This is a genomic window from Streptomyces sp. NPDC051738, from assembly GCF_044453205.1.
Lineage (GTDB): Bacteria > Actinomycetota > Actinomycetes > Streptomycetales > Streptomycetaceae > Streptomyces.
The window spans coordinates 1-4,146 of sequence record NZ_JBITCM010000052.1; the positions used below are offsets into that span (position 1 = coordinate 1).

Annotated in this window: 2 protein-coding genes and 1 pseudogene; 2 read left to right on the plus strand and 1 reads right to left on the minus strand. The window is 66.6% G+C overall.

Annotated elements, in window-relative coordinates; all coding sequences use genetic code 11:
- Positions 1-84 (plus strand): annotated as a pseudogene (locus ACIA8X_RS46800) (IS5/IS1182 family transposase); the annotation flags it as partial.
- Positions 85-1,259: 1,175 nt separating this feature from the next.
- On the plus strand, positions 1,260-3,365 hold the full coding sequence (locus ACIA8X_RS46805) for an SDR family NAD(P)-dependent oxidoreductase (protein ID WP_399460794.1): 2,106 nt from the start codon (positions 1,260-1,262) through the stop codon (positions 3,363-3,365).
- A 439-nt stretch (positions 3,366-3,804) separates the two neighbouring features.
- On the opposite strand, the gene ACIA8X_RS46810 is transcribed toward ACIA8X_RS46805, so the two are convergent.
- On the minus strand, positions 3,805-3,990 hold the full coding sequence (locus tag ACIA8X_RS46810) for a hypothetical protein (RefSeq protein ID WP_399460795.1): 186 nt from the start codon (positions 3,988-3,990) through the stop codon (positions 3,805-3,807).
- Positions 3,991-4,146 lie beyond the last annotated feature (156 nt).

A 4,146-nucleotide genomic window follows, 5' to 3' on the forward strand; every position in this document is an offset into this window, starting at 1 on the left:
CGGATCTTCCGCAAAGCCCGGTGCAGCCCCAACCGCATGTCGTCAATCGCCGCCGCCATCCTCACCCTGGAGCGACAACGCTGAAAAGGCTCAGTCCTCGTCGCCATGGCCCTGTGTGCCACGTCGGTTGATAGTGCCGATCCTCCAGTTCTCCTCGGCACGGCCGGCGTCCTCTGTGTTCTGTGCCCGCTTTGGTATCGAGCCGCGGTTGCAGCGACTGATGAATGGGCGGCAGCCGTCCGCGCACTGGTCAACCTGGGGCGCCACCCATTGGCTCAGGCCATGGGCCTTGACCTGCCACAGGACATCGCAGAAGAGAGAGAAATGTGGCGGATGGTCTCTCGGATGTCCCGTTCCCGGTTCCAGGACCGAGCTGTCGCTTTGAACCGCTTCCGCTCCCCGCCCGGCACGGGCGAGCCTCGGTGAACGACCGCCCGGTGACGACGGGTGTCAGCGCTGGCATCTGTGGACGAGTTGCGTCTCCCGGATGCGACTTCTCGTCTGACGTGGACGTGGAGGCGGGCCGAACAGCTGCTCGCAGGATTGTCTCGCCGTGGTTCCAGGCGGGGTGGACGAGGTGCCCGTACACGTCGACCGTAGTTTTGATCAGCCGCGTCGACCCCGCGCCCCCGCGGGGATGCTCCGCGGATGGTGATGGTGATCGCTCCTGCGGGGCCGTCGACCCCGCGCGCTCAGGACTACTATGAGCGCCGCATCAAGGAGGGCAAGACCCGTCGCGAAATCGTCCGTTGCCTCAAACGCTATGCGGCCCGAGAGGTCTTCCACCAGGTCAGATGGCTACAGCCCACACCACCCGGCGTGCTGCACTCATGCGCGCCACGGCACACGCCTGCCAACAGCTGGCCTCAGAGTCCCCGGGCTGGCTATGGCTGGTCACCCGGCCCAGTGGCGCACTGCCCTCGCCCGAGAACCCCACCCATGTGGCCGATGCCGCCGCCTGGGGCGCCGCACGCACCCTGGCCAACGAGTTTCCCGACCTCCAGGTACGCCGTATCAGCCTGGAACGATCCACCGAGCAGGACTCCGACGCCAGGCGGCTGGCCGACGAACTACGTGCCTGCACCGAGGAAGACGAAGTGGCCCTCACCCGCGGCGGCCGGTTCGTCCCTCGCCTCCTGCCGCTGCCCGCCACCACACCCCAGCCGCCCCACTCCTACGCCCTCAGCGTCCGAAAGCCCGGACTGTCCTACCAACTCGTCTGGGAGGAGGTAGCTCCGCCAGTCCCGGGGCCCGAGGAGGTGACGATCGCCGTGCGTGCCGCCGCCCTGAACTACCGCGACATCATGGCCGCGACCGGACTTCTTCCCCCCGAGGCCCTGGAGCGCGACCCGAGCCCCGTCCCCGGCCTCGAATGTGCCGGTGTGGTCACCGCCGTCGGCGACCGCGTGACCGGGCTGAGCATCGGCGACAATGTCTACGCACTGGCTGCCGGCACGCTCGCTTCCCACACCACCGCACCAGCGCAAGCGGTGTGCCACATGCCCGAAGGTATGGCCTTCGAAGATGCCTGCACACTCCCCGTAGCCTTCTCGACCGTCCACTACAGCCTTGAGCACCTGGCACGGCTGCGCAAGGGTGAGACGGTGCTGGTTCACGGCGGAGCAGGTGGCATCGGGCTTGCCGTACTGCAGTTCGCCGCCCAAAGAGGTGCGCACGTCATCGCCACCGCCGGCAGCGAAGCCAAACGCGAACTACTGCACCTGCTCGGAGCCCAGCACGTCCTCGACTCACGCAGCCTCGACTTCGCCCCCCAGATCAAGAACCTCACCGATGGCCAAGGCGTCGACGTCGTCGTGAACTCGCTGGCCGGGGAAGCCATCAGCCGCAGCCTGGAACTGCTGCGTCCAGGCGGACGGTTCGTCGAGCTCGGCAAACTCGACATCCTCGAGAACAATCCGCTCTCCCTGCGCCCCTTCAAGAACAACCTGGCGTTCTTCGGCGTCGACCTGACCGCCTTGACTCAACAGCCCGAGGCGGCGCGCAGGCTCGTGGAGCAGGTAGGCCACCATGTGGAGGCCGGTGACTACCGCCCCCTGCTGCACAGCACCTACCCCGCCGCCCGGGTCGATGAAGCGTTCGCGCTGATGCAGCATTCCCGACATACCGGGAAGGTCGTCGTCGCCTTCGACTCCCTGGACGAGCAGCCGGCAGTGGAACCCCGCCCTGAACAGATGCGGCTGGACCCGGATGGTACCTACCTCATCACCGGCGGACTCAGCGGTTTCGGCGCGGCTACTGCCCGCTGGCTCGCCGAGCGAGGCGCCCGCCATCTGGCCCTGGTCAGCCGCCGAGGCCACCTCGCACCTGAGGCACCGGAACTCCTGGAGGAAATGGCCCGACGCGGAGTGCAGGCACGCGCCTATTCCGGCGACGTCACCGACGAGGCGGCGATGCGCACCTTCTTCGACGACCTCGATGCCGGCGCGCACCGGCTGCGCGGTGTGGTGCACTGCGCCATGCACCTCGATGACGCACCACTGGACGAGCTGACCGGCGAGCGCTTCTCGGAGGTGCTGGCTCCCAAGGTTCAGGGAGCCATGGTGTTGGACCGGCTCACCCGCAACCGGGACCTCGACCTGTTCCTCCTGTACTCCTCCATGGCTGCCGATATCGGCAACATCCACCAAGCTCCCTACGCAGCGGGAAACCTCTACCTCAATGCTCTGGCCCGACAGCGACGGCAGGCCGGGCTGTCGGCTCAGGCCATCGCCTGGGGAGCCCTCGACGAGACCGGATACGTCTTCCGCAACAACCTCACGGGCCAGCTCACCGCCGTAGGCCTGGAACCACTCAAACTCAAGGACGCCTTCGCCACCGCCGACGACGTGCTCACCCGGAACATTCCCGTGGCCGGCGCCGCGCGCTGCAACTGGAGCCGGCTCCGCACCCTGCTGCCTAACGTCACCGCTCCGCGGTACACCCTGCTCGTCCCCGCCGATGAAGAGATCGACGGCCAAAGCCAGGAGGAGTTCCTGGCCTCCCTGACGGCCATGTCACCTGAGGACTCCCGCGCCGCTCTACAGCAGGCCGTCACCCGGAACCTCGCCGCTGCCATGCAGACCGAACCTGACGCACTCGACCCTCACCGCCGGCTCGATGAATACGGGCTCGACTCCTTGATGGCCACCGAGCTCCTCGTCACGGTGCGACAGCAGTTCAACATCGACATCCCACCAATGGAATTTCTGCGCAGCGGCACCACCATCCACGACCTCACTACCTTGCTGCACAATCGGCTGCTGCCCACCCTCGCGACCCCACCAACCCCCTCCGCCGCTGCCACAAGCTCTCAGCTGCCGGCGCAAGCAACACCCGGGAAGGCCTCTGTGAGCCCCTCCAGTTGATTCGAGGCTGGTCAGGACAGGTCAGCCCTTCTGGTTCGGGGATGGCCTGGTCCCACTGCCTGTGTCGGTTGGCTGCGGCGTGCTCTTCCGGCTCCACCGAGGCGCCTCCGGCGGGCCCAACTTGTGAAGCCTGTACCGCGACGACCTGAACTGGCCCCACGAGTGACGAGCCAGAAGGGCCAAGTGGGCCCATTCCAGGCCACTTTCACAGGAGACGATCTTTACAGATCGGGGCCGCTTCAAGACGCGCCTCGGTGGTCCCAAATGACGTCGCCGTAGCCACGCCCCCACATACAAGGGCGGTTTCGGGTTCCACCCGCTGGTGTGCTTCCTGGTCAGCACCGGCGAGGCTTTTGCGTGGACGCAAGCGTCTGGACGACCGGGTGCCTCACGGGATCGTCTGGAAGTTCCCGGGCCGGGGTGGCCTGACCGGCAAGATTCATCTGGCCTGCGACGCCCAGCTGATGTTGCTGGACGCCCCCTCGCAGGTCCGCTCGATCGTCGGCATCTCGCCGGTACCCGCGTCCGGGTTCCCGCTAGAAGGGGAGATGTGGGAGCTGTTCGTCGGGGTCGTGGCGGATTCCGGCAACCGCAGGACGAACGCCCAGGGCAACTTGAGCTCCATTGCGGCGGACAGCACCACCCAGCTTGATCCAACACCTCGATCAGGGATTCGCCCCCTCCTAAAAGAGCGTTTTGTCCCGCCGAGATTGTTTGGTTCGAGATTCAGGTGTCGCGCCAGTTCGGGGTGGATTCGCGGGTGAGCCTGCGGCTTATGAGG